General features: G+C 73.5%; 10 protein-coding genes. 2 read left to right on the forward strand and 8 right to left on the reverse strand.

Annotation, left to right across the window (positions count from 1 at the left end; all coding sequences use genetic code 11):
* Positions 1 to 235 precede the first annotated feature (235 nt).
* Positions 236 to 2,065, forward strand: a complete 1,830-nt coding sequence (locus tag RVR_RS07535; protein WP_202233109.1) for a bifunctional metallophosphatase/5'-nucleotidase — start codon at positions 236 to 238, stop codon at positions 2,063 to 2,065.
* Positions 2,066 to 2,070: 5 nt separating this feature from the next.
* Here the strand turns inward: RVR_RS07535 and RVR_RS07540 are convergent, their stop codons facing one another.
* The 3 genes from RVR_RS07540 to pepN all read right to left on the reverse strand — a co-directional run bounded on the left by RVR_RS07540 (position 2,071) and on the right by pepN (position 7,750).
* Positions 2,071 to 3,507 (reverse strand): lysine N(6)-hydroxylase/L-ornithine N(5)-oxygenase family protein, encoded by a 1,437-nt coding sequence (locus RVR_RS07540; RefSeq protein WP_202233110.1) that lies wholly within the window; start codon positions 3,505 to 3,507, stop codon positions 2,071 to 2,073.
* Complete coding sequence (locus RVR_RS07545) at positions 3,504 to 4,889, reverse strand: pyridoxal phosphate-dependent decarboxylase family protein (RefSeq protein WP_202233111.1); 1,386 nt, start codon at positions 4,887 to 4,889, stop codon at positions 3,504 to 3,506. Before RVR_RS07545 ends, RVR_RS07540 begins: the two co-directional genes overlap by 4 nt.
* Before the next feature lie 356 nt (positions 4,890 to 5,245).
* A complete protein-coding gene (gene pepN, locus RVR_RS07550) occupies positions 5,246 to 7,750 on the reverse strand; it encodes an aminopeptidase N (RefSeq protein ID WP_430393109.1) in 2,505 nt (834 codons plus the stop codon).
* A gap of 250 nt (positions 7,751 to 8,000) precedes the next feature.
* Between pepN and RVR_RS07555 the strand changes: the two genes are divergently transcribed.
* Positions 8,001 to 8,927, forward strand: coding sequence for a hypothetical protein (locus RVR_RS07555; RefSeq protein WP_237404624.1), 927 nt, complete (start codon positions 8,001 to 8,003; stop codon positions 8,925 to 8,927).
* Positions 8,928 to 9,204: 277 nt separating this feature from the next.
* Here RVR_RS07555 and RVR_RS07560 read toward each other — a convergent pair whose 3' ends face one another.
* The 5 genes from RVR_RS07560 to RVR_RS07580 all read right to left on the reverse strand — a co-directional run bounded on the left by RVR_RS07560 (position 9,205) and on the right by RVR_RS07580 (position 18,553).
* Positions 9,205 to 10,668, reverse strand: coding sequence for a glutamate synthase subunit beta (locus RVR_RS07560; protein WP_202233113.1), 1,464 nt, complete (start codon positions 10,666 to 10,668; stop codon positions 9,205 to 9,207).
* A complete protein-coding gene (gene gltB, locus RVR_RS07565; protein WP_202233114.1) occupies positions 10,661 to 15,223 on the reverse strand; it encodes a glutamate synthase large subunit in 4,563 nt (1,520 codons plus the stop codon). Before gltB ends, RVR_RS07560 begins: the two co-directional genes overlap by 8 nt.
* A gap of 451 nt (positions 15,224 to 15,674) precedes the next feature.
* Entirely contained in the window at positions 15,675 to 16,412 is a 738-nt protein-coding gene (locus RVR_RS07570; RefSeq protein ID WP_202233115.1) for a VIT1/CCC1 transporter family protein, read from the reverse strand.
* Between the two features lie 179 nt (positions 16,413 to 16,591).
* A complete protein-coding gene (gene lgt, locus RVR_RS07575; protein WP_202233116.1) occupies positions 16,592 to 17,632 on the reverse strand; it encodes a prolipoprotein diacylglyceryl transferase in 1,041 nt (346 codons plus the stop codon).
* A gap of 96 nt (positions 17,633 to 17,728) precedes the next feature.
* The gene (locus tag RVR_RS07580) at positions 17,729 to 18,553 is read right to left on the reverse strand and encodes a DsbA family protein (RefSeq protein ID WP_202233117.1); all 825 of its coding nucleotides are present in this window, start codon (positions 18,551 to 18,553) and stop codon (positions 17,729 to 17,731) included.
* Positions 18,554 to 18,582: the final 29 nt, after the last annotated feature.

Consider the following 18,582-nt stretch of genomic DNA (forward strand, 5'->3'; position numbering starts at 1 on the left):
GACAAGTGTCGAAGTGTGCAGCGGCCCGCTCCGATGAGCACTTCGGTCACCCTCGGTGGCGGAGGCGCCGCTCAGCGGCGTGCGCGGCCGCGCGGCCTGGGCGCGCATCGTGTACGAGCGGCGGACCGTTCATCCCCCGGGGGTGTTGCGGGCCCCCTCCCCTGGTCCAGAATCTACGCGCGTCGCCATGGCCACTCCGGCCCGCCGTGCCGCTCGACCCCCAGGGAGAACCCAGATGCCGCTCAACCGCAGGGACTTCATCAACCGATCCGCCGCGACAGGTGCGGGCGTCGCGCTCACCGGCGCGGCCGGCGCGGTGGCGGCGACCCCGGCGCAGGCCTCCGACCACCGCCCCTCCCCCGGCCACGGTCCCCGGCCGAAGACGTACAGCCTGCGCGTGCTGGGCACCACCGACGTGCACGGACACGCCCTGAACTGGGACTACTTCACCAACGCCGAGTACGACGACGCCACCCACAACGACGTCGGCATGGCCAAGCTCGCCACCCTCATCGAGGACGCCCGCGCCGAGAAGGGCCACGACCGCACCCTGCTGGTCGACGCCGGCGACATCATCCAGGGCACCCAGCTCTCGTACTACTTCGCGCGGGTCGAGCCGATCACCGGCGCGAAGAAGGGCCCGAAGCACCCGATGGCGCTGGCGATGAACCACATGCGCTACGACGCCGCCGCGCTCGGCAACCACGAGTTCAACTACGGCATCCCGCTGCTGCGCGCCTTCCAGGACCAGTGCGACTTCCCGCTGCTGGCCGCCAACGCGGTCGACGCCAAGACGCTGCGGCCGGCGTTCCCGCCGTACCTGGTCAAGGAACTGCGGGTGGAGGGCGGCCCGAACATCAAGGTCGGCATCCTGGGACTGACCAACCCCGGCATCGCGGTGTGGGACAAGGCCAACGTGCAGGGGCAGCTCTCCTTCCCCGGACTGGTCGAGCAGGCGAGGCTCTACGTCCCCAAGCTGCGCGCGCTCGGCTGCGACGTGGTCTTCTGCACCGACCACTCCGGCCTGGACGGCAGCACCACCTACGGCGACGCGGTCCCCTACCCGGAGAACGCGTCCTCGCTGGTGGCCGCGCAGGTGCCCGGCATCGACGCGATCCTGGTCGGCCACACCCACGTGGAGCGCCCGCAGACGCTGGTGGTCAACGAGGAGACCGGCCGGACCGTGGTGCTGTCCGAACCGCTGATGTGGGGCATGCGGCTGAGCGTGTTCGACATCGACCTGGAGCTGGAGCACGGCCGCTGGAAGGTGACCTCCGTCCAGGCCGGGGTGCGCAACGCCAACACCGTCGCCGAGGACCCGGTGGTCGCGGCCCTGGTGCGCGCCGAGCACCAGAAGGTCGTCACCTACGTCAACCAGGTCGTCGGCACCTGCACCGAGGCGATGTCCGCGGCGGAGTCCACCTACAAGGACACCCCGATCATCGACTTCGTCAACAAGGTCCAGTCCGACACCGTCACCGCGGCGCTGGCCGGCTCGCAGTACGCCGACGTGCCGGTGCTCTCGCAGGCGTCGCCGTTCTCCCGCACCGCGGCCATCCCCGCCGGGCAGGTCTCGCTGCGCGACGTGGCGGGCCTGTACGTCTACGAGAACACGCTGGACGCCAAGCTGCTGACCGGCGCCCAGGTCAAGGACTACCTGGAGTGGTCCGCGGAGTACTTCGTGCAGACCGCGCCGGACGCCCCGGTCGACGTCACGAAGATCACCAACGCGAACAACACCCCCGACTTCAGCTACGACGTGCTCAGCGGGGTGTCGTACGACATCGACATCGCGCAGCCGGCCGGGTCGCGGATCGCGAACCTCACGCACGGCGGGGCCGCGATCGACCCCGCCGCGCAGTTCGTGCTCGCGGTGAACAACTACCGCTCCAGCGGCGGCAGCAACTACCCGCACATCGCGACCGCGCAGTCGGTGTGGTCGAACTCCGACGAGATCCGCAACACCATCATCGCGTGGGTGCAGGCGCACGGCACGATCGACCCGTCGGACTTCGGCGGCGACCAGTGGCGGCTGACCCGCGACGGGGCGCCGCTGTTCGGCTGACGGTCTCAGCCGCGGGTGCGCAGGTCGGCCGCGGGCGCCGGCGCGCTCCGGCTGTCGGAGGGGACGCCGAGGCCGAAGGTGGTGAAGGCGGTCCGCTCCGGCAGCCGGTAGTGCTCCTGCCCGGTCAGCAGGGCGGTCAGGTCGTTGAGCACCACCGCGGAGCGCCACGCCGCGAGACCCAGGTCCGGGGCGCCCACGCCGTGCGAGTGACGCTCGGCGTTCTGCACGTAGACCCGGCCGGAGACCGACGGGTCCAGCCGCATCCGGTAGCGGGCGTCGATCCTCGGCCGCCCCGCCTCGTCCCGCTCGACGTACGGCGCGAGCGGGTCGAGCAGGCGGTCGAGGGGGCGCTCCTCGTAACCGGTGGCCAGCACCACCGCGTTGGTCACCATCCGGGTGCGGCCGCCCTGCTCGGCGTGTTCCAGGTGCAGTTCGACGCTCTGCGTGCCGAGCCGGCCGGCGGTGCGGACGCTGACGCCGGGGGTGAGCACCGCGTCGGGCCAACCGCCCTCCAGGGAGCGGCGGTAGAGCTCGTCGTGGATCGCGGCGATCGTCTCGGTGTCGATGCCCTTGTGCAACTGCCACTGCTGCGGCACCAACCGGTCCCGGACCGGTTCGGCCAGGCCGTGGAAGTAGCGGGTGTAGTCGGGGGTGAAGTGCTCCAGGCCGAGCTTGCTGTACTCCATGGGCGCGAACGCGGGGGTGCGGGCCAGCCAGGTCAGCCGCTCCCGGCCGACCGGGCGGTTGCGCAGCAGGTCCAGGAAGACCTCCGCGCCGGACTGCCCGGAGCCGATCACCGTGATGTGCTCGGCGTCCAGCAGCCGGGCCCGCTCCTGGAGGTAGCGCGAGGAGTGCACGACCGGCGCCGCCGGCGAGTCCGCCAGCGGCCGCAGCGGCTCGGGGACGTGCGGCCGCGTGCCGACGCCGATCACCAGGTGCCGGGCGTGGGTGCGCGCCAGCGCCTCCGCCTCGCCGTGCGCGTCGACGTGCGTGTGGTCCACCTCGAACAGCGCGCGGGCCGGGTTCCACCGCACGCAGTCGACCTGCTGGCCGAAGTGGGTGGTGGGCAGCGACTCGGCGACCCAGCGGCAGTAGGCGTCGTACTCGGCGCGGTGCACGTGGAAGCGCTCGGCGAAGTAGAACGGGAAGAGCCGGTCGCGGCTGCGCAGCCAGTTCAGGAACGTCCAGTTGCTGGTGGGGTCGGCGAGGGTCACCAGGTCGGCGAGGAAGGGCACCTGGAGGGTGGCGCCCTCGATCAGCAGCCCGGGGTGCCAGCGGAAGTCGGGGCGCTGCTCGTAGAAGGCGGCGGTCAGGCCGGGGACGCCGTCGGCGAGTGCGGCCAGCGACAGGTTGAACGGCCCGATGCCGATGCCGAGCAGGTCGAGGGGTTCCTCCGCGGGCGCGGGCGTGGCGCCGTCGGCGCCGGACGGGGTGGGGTTCATCGTGCCGTGGTGCCTTCCGTGGTGAGGTTCAGCAGCGTGTCGAGGTCGTCGGGGCGCAGGTGCGGGTTGAGCAGGGTGGCCTTGAGCCAGAGCCGGCCGCCGGCGCGGGCCCGGCCCAGCACGGCGCGGCCCTCGTGGAGCAGGCGGCGGCGCAGTTCGGCGGTCTCCTCGTCGGTGGCGGCGGTCGGGCGGAACAGCACGGTGCTGATCGCGGGGGGCGCGTGGAGGGTGAGCGCGGGGTGGCGCTCGATCCGGTCGGCGAGGTCGGCCGCGAGGTCGCAGACGCGGTCGACGAGGTCGGCGACGCCCTCGCGGCCCAGGGCGCGCAGGGTGACGGCGAGTTTGAGGACGTCGGGGCGGCGGGTGGTGCGCAGCGAGCGGCCGAGCAGGTCGGGCAGGCCGGCCTCGGTGTCGTCGGTGGCGTTGAGGTAGTCGGCCTGGTGGGCCAGCGGGCGCAGCGCGGTGCCGTCGGGCACGGCGAGCAGGCCGGCGGCGACGGGCTGCCAGCCGAGCTTGTGCAGGTCGAGGGTGACCGACACCGCGGACTGCAGGCCGTCGAGTTTGGCGGCCTCGCGGCTGCTGAACAGCAGGGGTCCGCCGTAGGCGGCGTCGACGTGGAGTTCGGCGCCGTGCCGCCCGGTGGCGTGGGCGATCGCGGGCAGCGGGTCGATGGCGCCGCTGTCGGTGGTGCCGGCGGTGGCGACCACCAGGGGGCGGCCGGGCAGTTGGTCCAGGGCGGTGGCCACGGCGGCCGGGTCGAGGACGCCTGCGGGGGTGTCCAGCACGATGGGCTGCGGCAGGCCGAGCAGCCAGGCGGCGCGCTGGACGCTGTGGTGGGCGTTCGCGCCGCACACGACCTGGACCCGGGGGCCGCCGGCGGCGCGTTCGCGGGCGAGCAGCAGGGCGAGTTGGTTGGACTCGGTGCCGCCGGTGGTCACCAGGGCGTCGGGGGCGGGCAGGTCGGGGTAGACGAGGGTGGCCAGGGCGGCGGTGACCCGCGCTTCCAGGGCGCTGGCGGCGGGGGCCTGGTCCCAGGAGTCCATCGACGGGTTGAGCGCGGAGGCGGCCAGGTCGGCGGCCGCGGCGACGGCCAGCGGCGGGCAGTGCAGGTGGGCGGCGCACAGCGCGTCGGCCGGGTCGGCGGCGCCGGCGGCCATCAGGTGCACCAGGGTGGCGAGGGCTTCGTGCTCGCCGGTGCCGGCCAGCGGCAGGACGTCCGGGGCGGCCTGGTCGACGAGCCGGGCCACGCCCTCCGGGCCCCCGCGCGGCACCGGTCCGCCGCGGTCGCGCGCGCCCTCCGCCAGCGCGCCGCACACGGTGTCCACCAGGGGCCGCAGCGCCTCGGCGGTTCCGCGTCCACCGGCAAGTCCGGGCATCGGCATGGTCGTTCCTCACTCAGCGGGAATGCGACGCGGTGCGGGCCGGCGCCCGCCGGCACGCACGACTGGGGCACCGTGTCCAACGACCCTTGACCCGAATGGGTACGTCCCCCGACCGCCGACGGCCTGCTGGCAGGCTACCTGGCCGCGTGCGGCCGCGCGGGCGTTCCCGGCCACGTCACGCGCCGTCGCCCCGCGCGCCGGCCGCGCGTCCTTGACGCCCGCCACCCCGGTACCCGGCCGGGCGCCGGCCCACCGCGGCGCGCCCCACCCCGACGGGCGGCCCCGGCCGGGGTGTCGGCAAGGGCCGCGCTGCCGGGCGGTGGGGTCGCCGTGCGGGCGGCGCGGGGCGCTCCGGGTCAGCCGCCGAAGACCTGGCGGACGCGCAGCGCCCGTGCGAGGTCGTCCAGTTGGTCGGCGAAGGAGCGGCGCAGCGCCGGGGTGAGCGCGGGGTCCTCCAGCGCAGCCCGGCCCAACGCCAGTGCCTGCGGGGTGACTTCGGCGACCGGGAAACCGCGCCGGGCGACCGCGTCGGAGACGGCCGGCCCGCGCCGGGCCGCGACCGTGATCGCGTCCGGGTAGTAGCGCGGCAGGTAGTCCGCGAGCAGGTCCCGCTGTTCGGGCTGCCAGAAGCCCTCCGCAGCCGCGCCGAGCAGGTGGTTGGACCGCGACTCGTGGAAGATCGCCTGCCAGGCGGCGGCCTTGGCGTCGGCGTCCGGCAGCGCCGCCCGGCAGCGTGCGGCGGCCTCGTGTCCGGCGGCGCCGGGATCGCGGGCCAGCTCCGCGTCGATGTCGGCGGGGCCGGCCGCGCCCAGCACGGCCAGCCGCCCGAGCAGCAGCCAGCGCAGTTCCTGGTCGGGGGCGCCGTCACCGCCGGGCGAGGCGTCCTTGTCGTACCAGGCGCGCAGTTCGGCCGCGTCCTCGTCGCCCAGCGCCGAGACGACCAGGGCGCGGGTGGCGGTGAGCCGGTTGCCGGCGTGGCCCTCGGCGAGCAGCGCGCGGGCGGTCGCGGCGAGGCCGGCGAGCGCGCCGGGCCGCGCGCGCGGGTCCAGGTAGCGGTCGGCGACGGTCACCCGGGCGAAGGTGAGCACGCCGTGCACGATCGACGGGTCGGACTCGGCCGGCAGGTGCCGGGCGACCAGGTCCAGGTAGTCGGCCGGCGCCAGCCGGGCGTCGCGCACCAGGTCGCGGGCGGCGTTCCAGGCCACCGAGCGGGCCAGCGGGTCGGGGATGCTGCCGAGGGCGTCGCGCAGCGCCTCCCACGAGCGGTCGTCGAACCGGACCTTGACGAAGCTGAGGTCGCCGTCGTTGAGCAGCACCAGGTCGGGGCGGGCGCCGTCGAAGGTGCGGCGCTCGACCGCGGAGGTGGCCGTGATGTCCACGGTGGCGCGCTCGCGCAGCACCAGGCGCGCCGGGTCGTCGGCCGCCCGGTCGTACAGCCCGACGTCGATGCGGTGCGGGCGCTCGCCGCTGTGGCCGATCTCCAGCCGCCAGCCGCCGGGCGCGGGCGAGGCGGACGGGGTGAGGGTGTCCACGCCGGTGGTGCGCAGCCACGCCTGCGCCCAGGCGGGCACGTCGCGTTCGGTGGCGGCGGCCAGCGAGTCGATCAGGTCGGCGAGGCGGGCGTTGCCGAAGCGGTGCCGGGCGAAGTGCGCGTCGAGTCCGGTCAGGAAGTCCTCGCGGCCCATCCACGTGACCAGTTGGCGCAGCGCGGAGCCGCCCTTGGCGTAGGAGATGCCGTCGATGTTGGTCAGCGCGGAGGCGGTGTCGGGGACGTCCTCGGGCAGCGGCGCGACCGGGTGGGTGGAGGGGCGCTGGTCGCTGTCGGACCCGCGGTACTTGCGGTTGGCGCCGTAGTCGGTCCAGGCGCCGGCGAACTCGGGGTCCTCGGAGACCACCTGGTAGCCCATGTACTCGGCGAACGACTCGTTCAGCCAGATGTCGTCCCACCAGCGCAGGGTGACCAGGTCGCCGAACCACATGTGGGCCATCTCGTGCGCGATGACCACCGCGCGGTTGCGCAGTTCGGTGGGGGTGGCGTCGGAGCGGTGGACGTACTCGTCGCGGAGCACCACCAGGCCGGGGTTCTCCATCGCGCCGAAGTTGAACTCGGGCACGAACACCTGGTCGTAGGAGTCGAACGGGTACGGCTCGGCGAACATCTCGCGGTAGCGGTCGAAGCAGCGGAAGGTGAAGGCGAGCAGGTCGGGTGCGGCCCGGTCCAGGTGGGGGGCGAGCGAGCGGCGGGCGTGCAGGGCGAAGGGCAGCCCGGCGTGCTCGGCGCGCACCGCGTGGTACGGGCCGGCGGCGACCGCGACGACGTACGTGGGCAGCGGCGGGGTGGTGGCCATCTGCCAGCGGCCGGGCGCGGTGCGGGTGGCGACGCCGTTGCCGAGCACCGTCCAGTGCTCCGGCGCGGTGACGGCCACGTCGAAGCGCGCCTTCAGGTCGGGCTGGTCGAAGGCGGCGAAGACCCGTCGCACGTCGGCGAGGAACATCTGGGTGTACAGGTACGTCTCGCCGTCGGCGGGGTCGGTGAAGCGGTGCATGCCCTCGCCGGTGCGCGAGTAGCCCATGTCGGCCTCGACCCGCAGCTCGTGCGGGCCCTGCGTGAGCCCGGGCAGCGGCAGCCGGTCGCCGTCGACCAGCGCGGTGTCGATCGGGACGCCGTCGAGCAGCGCGCGGTGCAGGGCGGCCGGCTCGATCTCGGCGAAGCTGTCGCAGTCCCGCAGTGCCGTGAAGCGGATGACGGTGGTCGAGCCGAAGTGTTCCTCACCCTGGGTGAGGTCGAGGTCGACCGCGTAGTGCGCCACGGCCAGGTCACGGGCACGGGTCTCGGCTTCGGCGCGGTTGAGGGCAGGCATGCCCTTCATGCTGCCCCACGAAAGCCGCTGGTGGAACGCCTTCGACGATCATGGATGCGGTGGCGGTGCCCACACCCGGGCCGCACCCGCGCCGCACCCTGGCCGCACCTGCGCCGCACCCGGCCCGCGCCCGGCCCGCGCCCGGCGCCCGCACCCGCGCCCGTGCGCGCCGCCCGGGCCGCTCCCGGCGCGCGGCACGGGCCGGTCGCGCCCCGCAGGGGCTACGCTCGCAGGGGCGGGGAGGTGGTTCATGGGCGAGCCGACCGAAGGCGGCGGGATGGGCGCCGGAGGGCCGATCGTGCACGGTTTCCCGCACCTGGAGACCGTGCACAGCGCGCTGACCGCGCTGTACCGGCGGCTGTCGGCGGACGGGGTGGCCCGGTACGCCGCCAGCGTGCGGCCGGAGCTGGTGGACTTCCCCGACGACGAGGACCCGTACCTGGGCGCGCTGCGGGTGGCCCGGGTGATGGTGGGGCACCTGCGGCTGCCGGACGCCCGGATGGTGGTGGGCTTCCGCGACATGGCGCACGCCGGGAACGTCGAACTGGCCGCGGGCCCGGAGTACTTCGTCGAGCTGCACTCCCGGTTCCGGACCGACCGCAGGGACGTGGGCGCCGTCCTCGCCCACGAGGTGGCGCACGTCTGGCTGCACCGGCTGGGCCTGTCCTTCCCCGGCACCCGCGACAACGAGATCCTCACGGACACCGCGACGGCGTACCTCGGCGCGGGCTGGCTGCTGCTGGACGCCTACCGCCAGGAGCCGGCGATGCGCGGCGAGCGGATCACGACGGCCGCCTACAAGCTGGGATACCTCACACCCGAGGAGTTCGGGTACGTCCTGGCGAAGCGCGCGACGGCGCTGGGCGACGACATCGAGCCGTGGCTGCGCAGCCCGCAGGCCGCCGACGCCTACCGGGCGGGGCTGGACCGGGCCCGCCAGGACCTGCGCCGGCCGCCGCTGGACGCCGCGCCGTGGGCGGCCCGCCGCCTGTACGCGCGGCACCGCCGGGCCGGCGCCGCCCCGGACCCGGCCGGCTACGCGTTCACCGGCTCCCCGACCGACCTGCGGGTCTCCTTCCCCTGCCCGACCTGCTTCCAGCGCATCCGCCTGCCCTGCAAAGGACGTCTGCGCGCCCGGTGCACCCTGTGCGGGACGGAACTGGAGTGCGACACGTAGGGGGAAGGCGCCGCGTGGCGGCCAGGGACGCGGTGTGCGGGGCGGGGGCGCGGTGTGCGGGAGGAGGGCGACGCCGGTCCCGGTCGGCCGCGCACCCGGCCGGTCCCCGGGCGGCCATGCGCCCGGACAGCGCCCCCGTACGGCGTCCCGGCCCGGAAAAGGCGCAACGCCCGCCTCCTTGGTCGGGGAACGGCGAGCGTTGCGGGTGTTGCTGCGTACCGCACCCCTTTGTGCGGGACATCTCGGGGCCGGGCGGGGCCCGGCGCGGGGTGGCCGGTCAGACGGTGAGCGGCCGGTCGGTCGGGCGGATCGGCGCGGGCAGCGCCGAGGGCACCCCGGTGAGGTAGGCGTCCACGGCCTTCGCCGCCGAGCGCCCCTCCGCGATGGCCCAGACGATCAGCGACTGGCCGCGGCCGGCGTCGCCGGCGACGAAGACGCCGTCGACGTTGGTCGCGTAGGAGCCGTCCCGCGCGATGTTGCCGCGCGCGTCCAGCTCCAGGCCGACCTGCTCGATCAGGCCGTTCTTCTGGTCGGTGCCGGTGAAGCCCATCGCGAGGGTGACCAGGTCGGCCGGGATGACCCGCTCGGTGCCCTCCTGCGGCACGAACTTCCCGTCCTGGAAGACCACCTCGACCAGGTGCAGCTCGCGCACGTGGCCGTCGGCGTCGCCGGTGAACCGCACGGTGTTGACCGCGTAGACCCGCTCGCCGCCCTCCTCGTGCGCGGAGGTGACCTTGTAGACCATCGGCATCGTCGGCCAGGGCTGGTGCGAGGGCCGCTCGTCGGACGGCCGCGGCATGATCTCGAGCTGGGTGACCGACAGCGCGCCCTGACGGTGGGCGGTGCCGACGCAGTCCGCGCCGGTGTCGCCGCCGCCGATGACCACGACGTGCTTGCCCTCCGCGGTGATCGGCGGGGCGACGAAGTCGCCCTCCTGCACCTTGTTGGACAGCGGCAGGTACTCCATCGCCTGGTACACGCCGGTCAGTTCGCGGCCCTCGACCGGCAGGTCGCGCCACTGGGTGGCGCCGGCCGCGATGACCACCGCGTCGTAGCGCCGGACCAGCTTCGCGGCGTCGAGGTCGGTGCCGATCTGCACGCCGGTGCGGAACTTGGTGCCCTCCGCCCGCATCTGCTCGATGCGGCGGTTGATGTGCCGCTTCTCCATCTTGAACTCGGGGATGCCGTACCGCAGCAGGCCGCCGATCCGGTCGGCCCGCTCGTAGACCGCGACGGTGTGGCCGGCCCGGGTGAGCTGCTGGGCGGCGGCCAGTCCCGCGGGGCCCGAGCCGATCACGGCGACGGTCTTGCCGGACAGGCGCTCCGGGGGCTGCGGCGTGACGTCGCCGTTGTCCCACGCCTTGTCGATGATGCTGACCTCGACGTTCTTGATCGTCACCGGCGGCTGGTTGATGCCGAGGACGCAGGCGGACTCGCACGGCGCCGGGCACAGCCGCCCGGTGAACTCCGGGAAGTTGTTGGTGGCGTGCAGCCGCTCGGACGCGGCGGTCCAGTCCTCGCGGTAGGCGTAGTCGTTCCACTCCGGGATCAGGTTCCCGAGCGGACAGCCCTGGTGGCAGAACGGGATGCCGCAGTCCATGCAGCGGCCGGCCTGCTTGCTGACGATCGGCAGCAGCCCGCCGGGGACGTAGACCTCTTTCCAGTCCTGGCGGCGCTCCTCGACCGAGCGGGTCGGGTTGTTCTCACGCGGGGTGGTGAGGAAGCCCTTGGGGTCAGCCATTTGCCGCCTCCATCATCTTCGCGGTGGTCTCGGACTCCGAGAGTCCGGCCTGCTCGGCGGCGTTCTTGGCGGCGAGCACTGCCTTGTAGTCCCTCGGCATGACCTTGCCGAAGCGGGTGAGGGCGCCGCCCCAGTCGGCGAGCAGCCGCTCGGCGACGGTGGAGCCGGTCTCCTCGAAGTGGCGGCGCACCACGTCGTGCAGCCACGTGATGTCGTCGGCGGTGAGCTGCTCGACCTCGACCATCCCGGGGTTGACGCGGTCCGGGTCGAGGTCCAGCAGGTAGGCGATGCCGCCGGACATGCCGGCCGCGAAGTTCCGCCCGGTGGCCCCGAGCACCACCGCGCGGCCGCCGGTCATGTACTCGCAGCCGTGGTCGCCCACGCCCTCGGCCACCACGGTCGCGCCGGAGTTGCGCACGCAGAACCGCTCGCCGGTGCGGCCGCGCAGGAACAGCTCGCCGCCGGTGGCGCCGTAGGCGATGGTGTTGCCCGCGATGGTGGACTCCTCCGCGAGGTGGTCCGCGCCGCGGTCCGGGCGGACGATCACGCGGCCGCCGGACAGGCCCTTGCCGACGTAGTCGTTGGCGTCGCCCTCCAGCCGCAGCGTGATGCCCCGCGGCAGGAACGCGCCGAAGGACTGGCCGGCGGACCCGGTGAACGTAATGTCCACGGTGTCCTCGGGCAGGCCGGCGCCGCCGTACTTCTTCGTCACCTCGTGGCCGAGCATGGTGCCCACCGTGCGGTTGACGTTGAGGATCGGCACCTGCGCGCGGACCGGCGCGCCGGACTCCAGCGCGTCGGCGGCCAGCCGGATCAGCTCGTTGTCGAGCGCGCGCTCCAGCCCGTGGTCCTGGCCGGTGGTGCGGTGCAGCGCGGCGCCCTCGGGCAGCTCGGGCACGTACAGCAGCGGGGCCAGGTCCAGGCCCTGCGCCTTCCAGTGGTCCACCGCGCGGCCGGAGTCGATCAGCTCGGCGTGGCCGACGGCCTCCTCGATGCTGCGGAAGCCCAGCTCGGCGAGGATCTCCCGGACCTCCTCCGCGATGAACTCGAAGAAGTTCACCACGAACTCGGGCTTGCCGGAGAACCGGTCGCGCAGCACCGGGTTCTGGGTGGCGACGCCGACCGGGCAGGTGTCCAGGTGGCAGACCCGCATCATGACGCAGCCGGAGACGACCAGCGGCGCGGTGGCGAAGCCGAACTCCTCGGCACCGAGCAGCGCGGCGATCACCACGTCCCGGCCGGTCTTGAGCTGGCCGTCGGTCTGCACCACGATCCGGTCCCGCAGCCCGTTGAGCAGCAGCGTCTGCTGGGTCTCGGCCAGGCCGAGCTCCCAGGGGCCGCCCGCGTGCTTCAGCGAGGTGAGCGGGGAGGCGCCGGTGCCGCCGTCGTGGCCGGAGATCAGCACCACGTCGGCGTGCGCCTTGGACACGCCCGCCGCGACGGTGCCGACGCCGACCTCGGAGACCAGCTTGACGTGCACCCGGGCCCGGGGGTTGGCGTTCTTCAGGTCGTGGATGAGCTGGGCGAGGTCCTCGATGGAGTAGATGTCGTGGTGCGGCGGCGGGGAGATCAGGCCGACGCCCGCGGTGGAGTGCCGGGTGCCGGCGATCCACGGGTAGACCTTGTGGCCGGGAAGCTGGCCGCCCTCGCCGGGCTTGGCGCCCTGGGCCATCTTGATCTGGATGTCGTCGGCGTTGACCAGGTACTCGGAGGTGACGCCGAACCGGCCGGAGGCGACCTGCTTGATCGCGCTGCGCCGGGCCGGGTCGTACAGCCGCTCCGGGTCCTCGCCGCCCTCGCCGGTGTTGGACTTGCCGCCGAGCTGGTTCATCGCGATGGCCAGCGTCTCGTGCGCCTCGCGGGAGATCGAGCCGTACGACATGGCGCCGGTGGAGAACCGCTTGACGATCTCGGCGACCGGCTCGACCTCGTCGATCGGGACGGCCGGGCGGTCCTGCTTGAGGCCGAACAGGCCGCGCAGCGTCATCAGCCGCTCGGACTGCTCGTTCACCCGCGAGGTGTACTGCTTGAAGATGTCGTAGCGCCGGGTGCGGGTGGCGTGCTGGAGCCGGAAGACGGTGTCGGGGTCGAACAGGTGCGGCTCGCCCTCGCGGCGCCACTGGTACTCGCCGCCGATCTCCAGCCGGCGGTGCGCGGCGGGGATGCCGGAGACCGGGTACGCCTTGGCGTGCCGGGCGGCGACCTCCCGCGCGACGACGTCGATGCCCGCCCCGCCGATCTTGGTGTCGGTGAGGTGGAAGTAGGTGTCGACGAACTCCGCGTCCAGGCCGACCGCCTCGAAGACCTGCGCGCCGCGGTAGGAGGCGACGGTGGAGATGCCCATCTTGGACATCACCTTCAGCACGCCCTTGCCGAGCGCCTTGATCAGGTTGCGCATGGCGGTCCCGGCGTCGACGCCGGGCAGGAAGGTGCCGGCCCGGACCAGGTCCTCGACGGACTCCATGGCCAGGTACGGGTTGACGGCCGCGGCGCCGTAGCCGATCAGCAGCGCGACGTGGTGCACCTCGCGCACGTCGCCGGCCTCGACGATCAGGCCGACCTGGGTGCGCTGCTTGGTGCGGATCAGGTGGTGGTGCACCGCGGAGGTGAGCAGCAGCGACGGGATCGGCGCGTGCTCGGCGTCGGAGTGCCGGTCGGAGAGCACGATCAGGCGGGCGCCGTCCTCTATGGCGGCGTCGGCCTCGGCGCAGATCTCCGCCAGGCGCGCGGCGAGCGCGTCGCCGCCGCCGGCCACCCGGTACAGGCCGGAGAGCGTGGCGCCCTTCAGGCCGGGCAGGTCGCCGTCGGCGTTGACGTGGATCAGCTTCGCCAGTTCGTCGTTGTCGATCACCGGGAACGGCAGGGTGATGTTGCGACAGGACGCGGGGCTGGGCTCCAGCAGGTTCCCGGACGGGCCGATGGTGGAGATCAGCGAGGTGACGAGTTCCTCGCGGATGGCGTCCAGCGGCGGGTTGGTGACCTGCGCGAAGAGCTGGGTGAAGTAGTCGAAGAGCAGCCGCGGGCGGTCGGACAGGGCGGCGATCGGCGAGTCGGTGCCCATCGAGCCGATCGGCTCGGCGCCGGTGCGCGCCATCGGCGCGAGCAGGACCCGCAGCTCCTCCTCGGTGTAGCCGAAGGTCTGCTGGCGGCGGGTGACCGAGGCGTGGGTGTGCACGATGTGCTCGCGCTCGGGCAGGTCGGCGAGGTTGATCAGCCCGGCGTCCAGCCAGTCCGCGTACGGGTTCTGGGCGGCCATCTCGGCCTTGATCTCGTCGTCCTCGACGATGCGGTGCGAGGCGGTGTCGACCAGGAACATCCGGCCCGGCTGGAGCCGGCCCTTGCGGACGACCCGCTCGGGGGCGATGTCGTGCAGCACGCCGGACTCGGAGGCGAGCACCACCAGGCCGTCGTCGGTCACCCAGTAGCGGCCCGGGCGCAGCCCGTTGCGGTCCAGGACCGCGCCGGCGACGGTGCCGTCGGTGAAGGTGACGCAGGCCGGGCCGTCCCAGGGCTCCATCAGCGTGGAGTGGTAGCGGTAGAAGGCGCGGCGGGCCGGGTCCATCGAGGTGTGGTTCTCCCACGCCTCGGGGATCATCATCAGCACGCTGTGCGGCAGCGAGCGGCCGCCGAGGTGCAGCAGCTCCAGCACCTCGTCGAAGGACGCGGTGTCGGACGCGCCGGGGGTGCAGATCGGGAAGATCCGCTCCAGGTCGGTGTGGCCGCCGGCGCCCGCGAACAGCTCGCTGGCAAGCTGCGACTCCCGTGCCCGCATCCAGTTGCGGTTGCCCTTGACGGTGTTGATCTCGCCGTTGTGCGCCACGAACCGGTACGGGTGGGCGAGCGGCCAGCTCGGGAAGGTGTTGGTGGAGAAGCGCGAGTGGACCAGCGCGATGGCGGTCGCGAAGCGCTCGTCGGACAGGTCCGGGAAGAACGGTTCGAGCTGGCCGGTGGTGAGCATGCCCTTGTAGACGATGGTCCGGGCGGACAGCGACGGGAAGTACACGTCGGCCTCGCGCTCGGCGCGCTTGCGCAGCACGAACGCCGGCCGGTCCAGGTCGATGCCCGCGCGGCCGGCGGCCTGGTCGGCGACGAAGAGCTGCGCGAAGTACGGCATGGTGGAGCGGGCGGTCGTCCCGAGCAGGTCGGGGTCGATCGGCGTCTCGCGCCAGCCCAGGACGGTCAGCCCCTCCTCGGCGGCGATCCGCTCGATGGCGTCGACGGCCTTGGTGCGGTCGTCGTGCTCGTGCGGGAGGAAGGCGAGGCCGACCGCGTAGCGGCCGGCGGCGGGCAGCTCGAAGTCGACGGCCGTGCGGAGGAACGCGTCCGGGATCTGCAGCAGGATGCCGGCGCCGTCGCCGGTGTCCGGCTCGGCACCGGTGGCGCCGCGGTGTTCCAGGTTGCGCAGGACGGTGAGGGCCTGCTGGACGAGCTGGTGGCTCGCCTCGCCGCTGAGCGTGGCGACAAAGCCGACGCCACAGGCGTCGTGCTCGTGGCGGGGGTCGTACATCCCCTGCGGGGCGGGGCGCCCGTCCATGAACGCGGAACGCGAACGCATGGCTCTCCCGTCGTCGTCATGTGGCTGGTTTGCATCGCCCGTCATGGGCATGCGCAACAGGGACGACGTTGGCCCTCTGCGATTTCGTGCAGGTTACATGATGGACGAATGTTCGAGAAGTGGATACTCGATTCCATCATGTGGACATACGGGGTGGGGTCGTGCGGGGTGGAACGACTACTTCAGGCCAGCGTCGTGCCGCGGGGGGTTCACGGACGATCCGGGCGCCGCGTGCGGGGGTGCCCGCGCGCGACTCGCCGAGCCCTTCGGGAAGGCTCCGCCGGTTGCGTTACCGAGTGATGCCCCGTGCGGCCGGCGCTGAAACGAAGAGGAAACAGAACCTTCTGCGGAACCGTCGGCGCGGTTCCCCTTTCGATGGTAAGGCCGCCCGTCAAGGGGCGGTCGGGCCCGACCGGCCGGGCCCGACCCGGGGGCGCCGCCCCGCGGGCGGTCAGCCCACCGCGGAGCCGATCAGGGCGCCCAGCCCGAAGGTGACGCCGCCGGCGGCCGCACCCAGCGTGAGCTGGCGCAACCCGCCGTACCACCAGGAGCGCGCGGTCACCCCGGCCACCGCGGCGCCGCAGCCGAAGAGCCCGGCCATCACCAGCGCCACCGCCGGCCACAGCGCGGTGGCGCCCAGCAGGTAGGGCAGCACCGGCAGCAGCGCGCCCAGTGCGAAGCACACGAACGAGGAGGCGGCCGCGACCAGCGGCGACGGCAGGTCGCCGGGGTCGACGCCCAGTTCCTCGCGGGCGTGGACCTCCAGGGCCCGCTCCGGGTCGGCGGAGAGCTGCCGGGCCACCTCGTGGGCGAGCCCGGGCTCCACCCCGCGCGCCACGTAGAGCGACGCCAGCTCACGCAGCTCGGCCTCGGGGTGGCGGTCCAGCTCGGCACGTTCGACCGCGAGCTCGGCCCGGACCAGGTCGCGCTGCGAGGCGACCGAGGTGTACTCGCCGGCCGCCATCGAGAAGGCGCCGGCCGCCAGCCCCGCCAGACCGGTCACCGCCACGGTCCGCGCGCCGACGTCACCGCCGGCCACCCCGGTCATCAGCGCGAAGTTCGACACCAGGCCGTCCATCGCGCCGAACACCGCCGGGCGCAGCCACCCGCCGTTGACATCGCGGTGCGTGTGCTCGGGCGCGGGGTACGGAGCCGCCGCACCGGTCGGCTCCACGGTGGCCGTCGTCATGTCCTACCCCTCCCCCGGGCGCCCCAGCGACCCGTGCACGTCTGCCCAACGGTTCGACCGTACGTGGCATTCCGGGTCGCCGCCAGCAAGGGAAGGCTGCCCTGACCTGCGGTTTCGCTGTACAGCTTCGGGGAGGGGGACCAACCGGGGGTGAGGGTCGGGGAACGTTCAGGTGACGGTCAGGAGGACGGCTCGGAGGTCGCTCCGGCCGGCGCGGCGCCCGCGTCGGCGGCCTCGGGCCCGTCGGCCGCCCTGGCCGCCCCGGACGTCGTCGACTCCCCGGCCGCTCCCGGCGCGTCGTCGTCGGCGTCGGCGTCCGCGCCGTCCGCGGACGCGGTGGCGTCACCGGCCGCGCCGGGCCCGGAGCCCTCCGCGGCGTCGCCGTCCGCAACGGCCGGCGCCTCGGCGCCGGGCTCGACCACGGCCTCCCGGCCGGGCCGCATCCGGGACGACAGCACCATGTAGACGACCGCGCAGAGGAAGACGATCATCGCCGTCCAGTCGTTGAGACGCAGTCCCAGGATGTGGTGGGCGTAGTCGGACCGCATGTGCTCGATCCAGCCGCGGCCCACGCAGTACGACGCCACGTAGAGCGCGAAGGCGCGGCCGTGGCCGAGCCGGAAGCGCCGGTCCGCCCAGATCACCACGAACCCGACGGCGATGCACCACAGGCACTCGTACAGGAACGTCGGCTGGTAGATGCCCGGCACCCGGTCGCCCGCGGTGCTGGTGATCTTCAGGCCCCACGGCAGGCTGGTGTGGTTGCCGTACAGCTCCTGGTTGAACCAGTTGCCCCACCGGCCGACGGCCTGGGCGAAGGCGATGCCCGGAGCGATCGCGTCGGCGTAGGCGGGCAGCGCGATGCCGCGCCGGCGGCAGCCGATCCAGGCGCCCAGGGCGCCGAGCGCGATGGCGCCCCAGATGCCCAGACCGCCGTCCCACACCTTGAAGGCGTTCACCCAGTCGTTGCCGCCGGTGAAGTAGAGCTCGTAGTCGGTGATCACGTGGTACAGGCGGCCGCCGACCAGGCCGAACGGCACCGCCCACACCGCGATGTCCGCGACGGTCTCCCGCTTGCCGCCGCGGGCGATCCACCGCTTGTTGCCGAGCCAGACGGCCACGAAGACACCGATGATGATGCAGAACGCGTAGCCCCGCAGCGGGATCGGTCCGAGGTGGACGACGCCGCGCGACGGGCTGGGGATGTATGCGAGTTCCATGGCAGTGCCGACGCTACCTTGCCGGGCGGGTGGTACGGCAACCCGCCCGGCTACGTCTGGATAACGTCCTCGCCCCTGGCCGGCGCCGCGCCGGGGTCAGGACGGGCCGGCCGTCGGGGTGACCTTCCCGGGCTTCTTGCCCTTGTTGGCGGCCTGGACCATCTGCTTGAGCGAGTCGGGGGTCAGCGCCGTGGAGCCGTAGATGTTCTTGCCGTTGAGCAGCACCGTCGGGGTGGAGCCGAAGCCGGCGGAGTCGAACGCCTCGTTCGACTTCTTCACCCACGCGTCGTGGGTGCCGTTGTCCACGCAGGCGGTGAAGGAGGCGTTCTTCAGGCCGGGCACCTTGGCCGCCAGCGTGAGCAGGTTCTTCTTGTCGCCGAACCGGTCGTCCTGCTCGTCGGGCTGGTTGTCGTAGAGCACGTCGTGGTACGGGCGGAACTTCCCCTCGTCCTGGGCGCAGGCAGCGGCGTTCCCGGCGTTCAGCGAGCCGTCGCCGCCGAGGTTGCCGTCGATGAGGGTGACCAGGTGGTACTCGGTGCGCAGCTCGCCGCTGTCCTCCAGGCCGTGGATCGTCGGCGTGAAGGTCTTCTCGAACTCGTCGCAGGCCGGGCAGCGGAAGTCCTCGTACACGGTCAGCGTGGACGGCGCGTCGGCCGCGCCGACCGGGATCACCAGGTCGTCCTTGCCGGCGGCGCCGCGCGGCGCGGTCACCGAGCCCGCGGAGTCGCCCGAGCCGGTCTTGGTGCCGCTGTCGCGGTCGGCCACCGCGATGGAGATGCCGGCCGCCGCGGCCAGCACCACCACCACGGCTCCCGCCACCGTCAGGGTGCGCTTGCGCTTGGCCCTGGCCTTGTCCCGCTCGCGCTGTGCCTGTAGCGCCTGGCGTGCGCTGGTCTTTCCGTTCCGGTTCTTCTCGCTCACGCCGTTCCAACGCGCCACCGCCGCGCGCG

Source organism: Streptomyces sp. SN-593 (genome assembly GCF_016756395.1).
Taxonomy (GTDB): Bacteria; Actinomycetota; Actinomycetes; order Streptomycetales; family Streptomycetaceae; genus Actinacidiphila; species Actinacidiphila reveromycinica.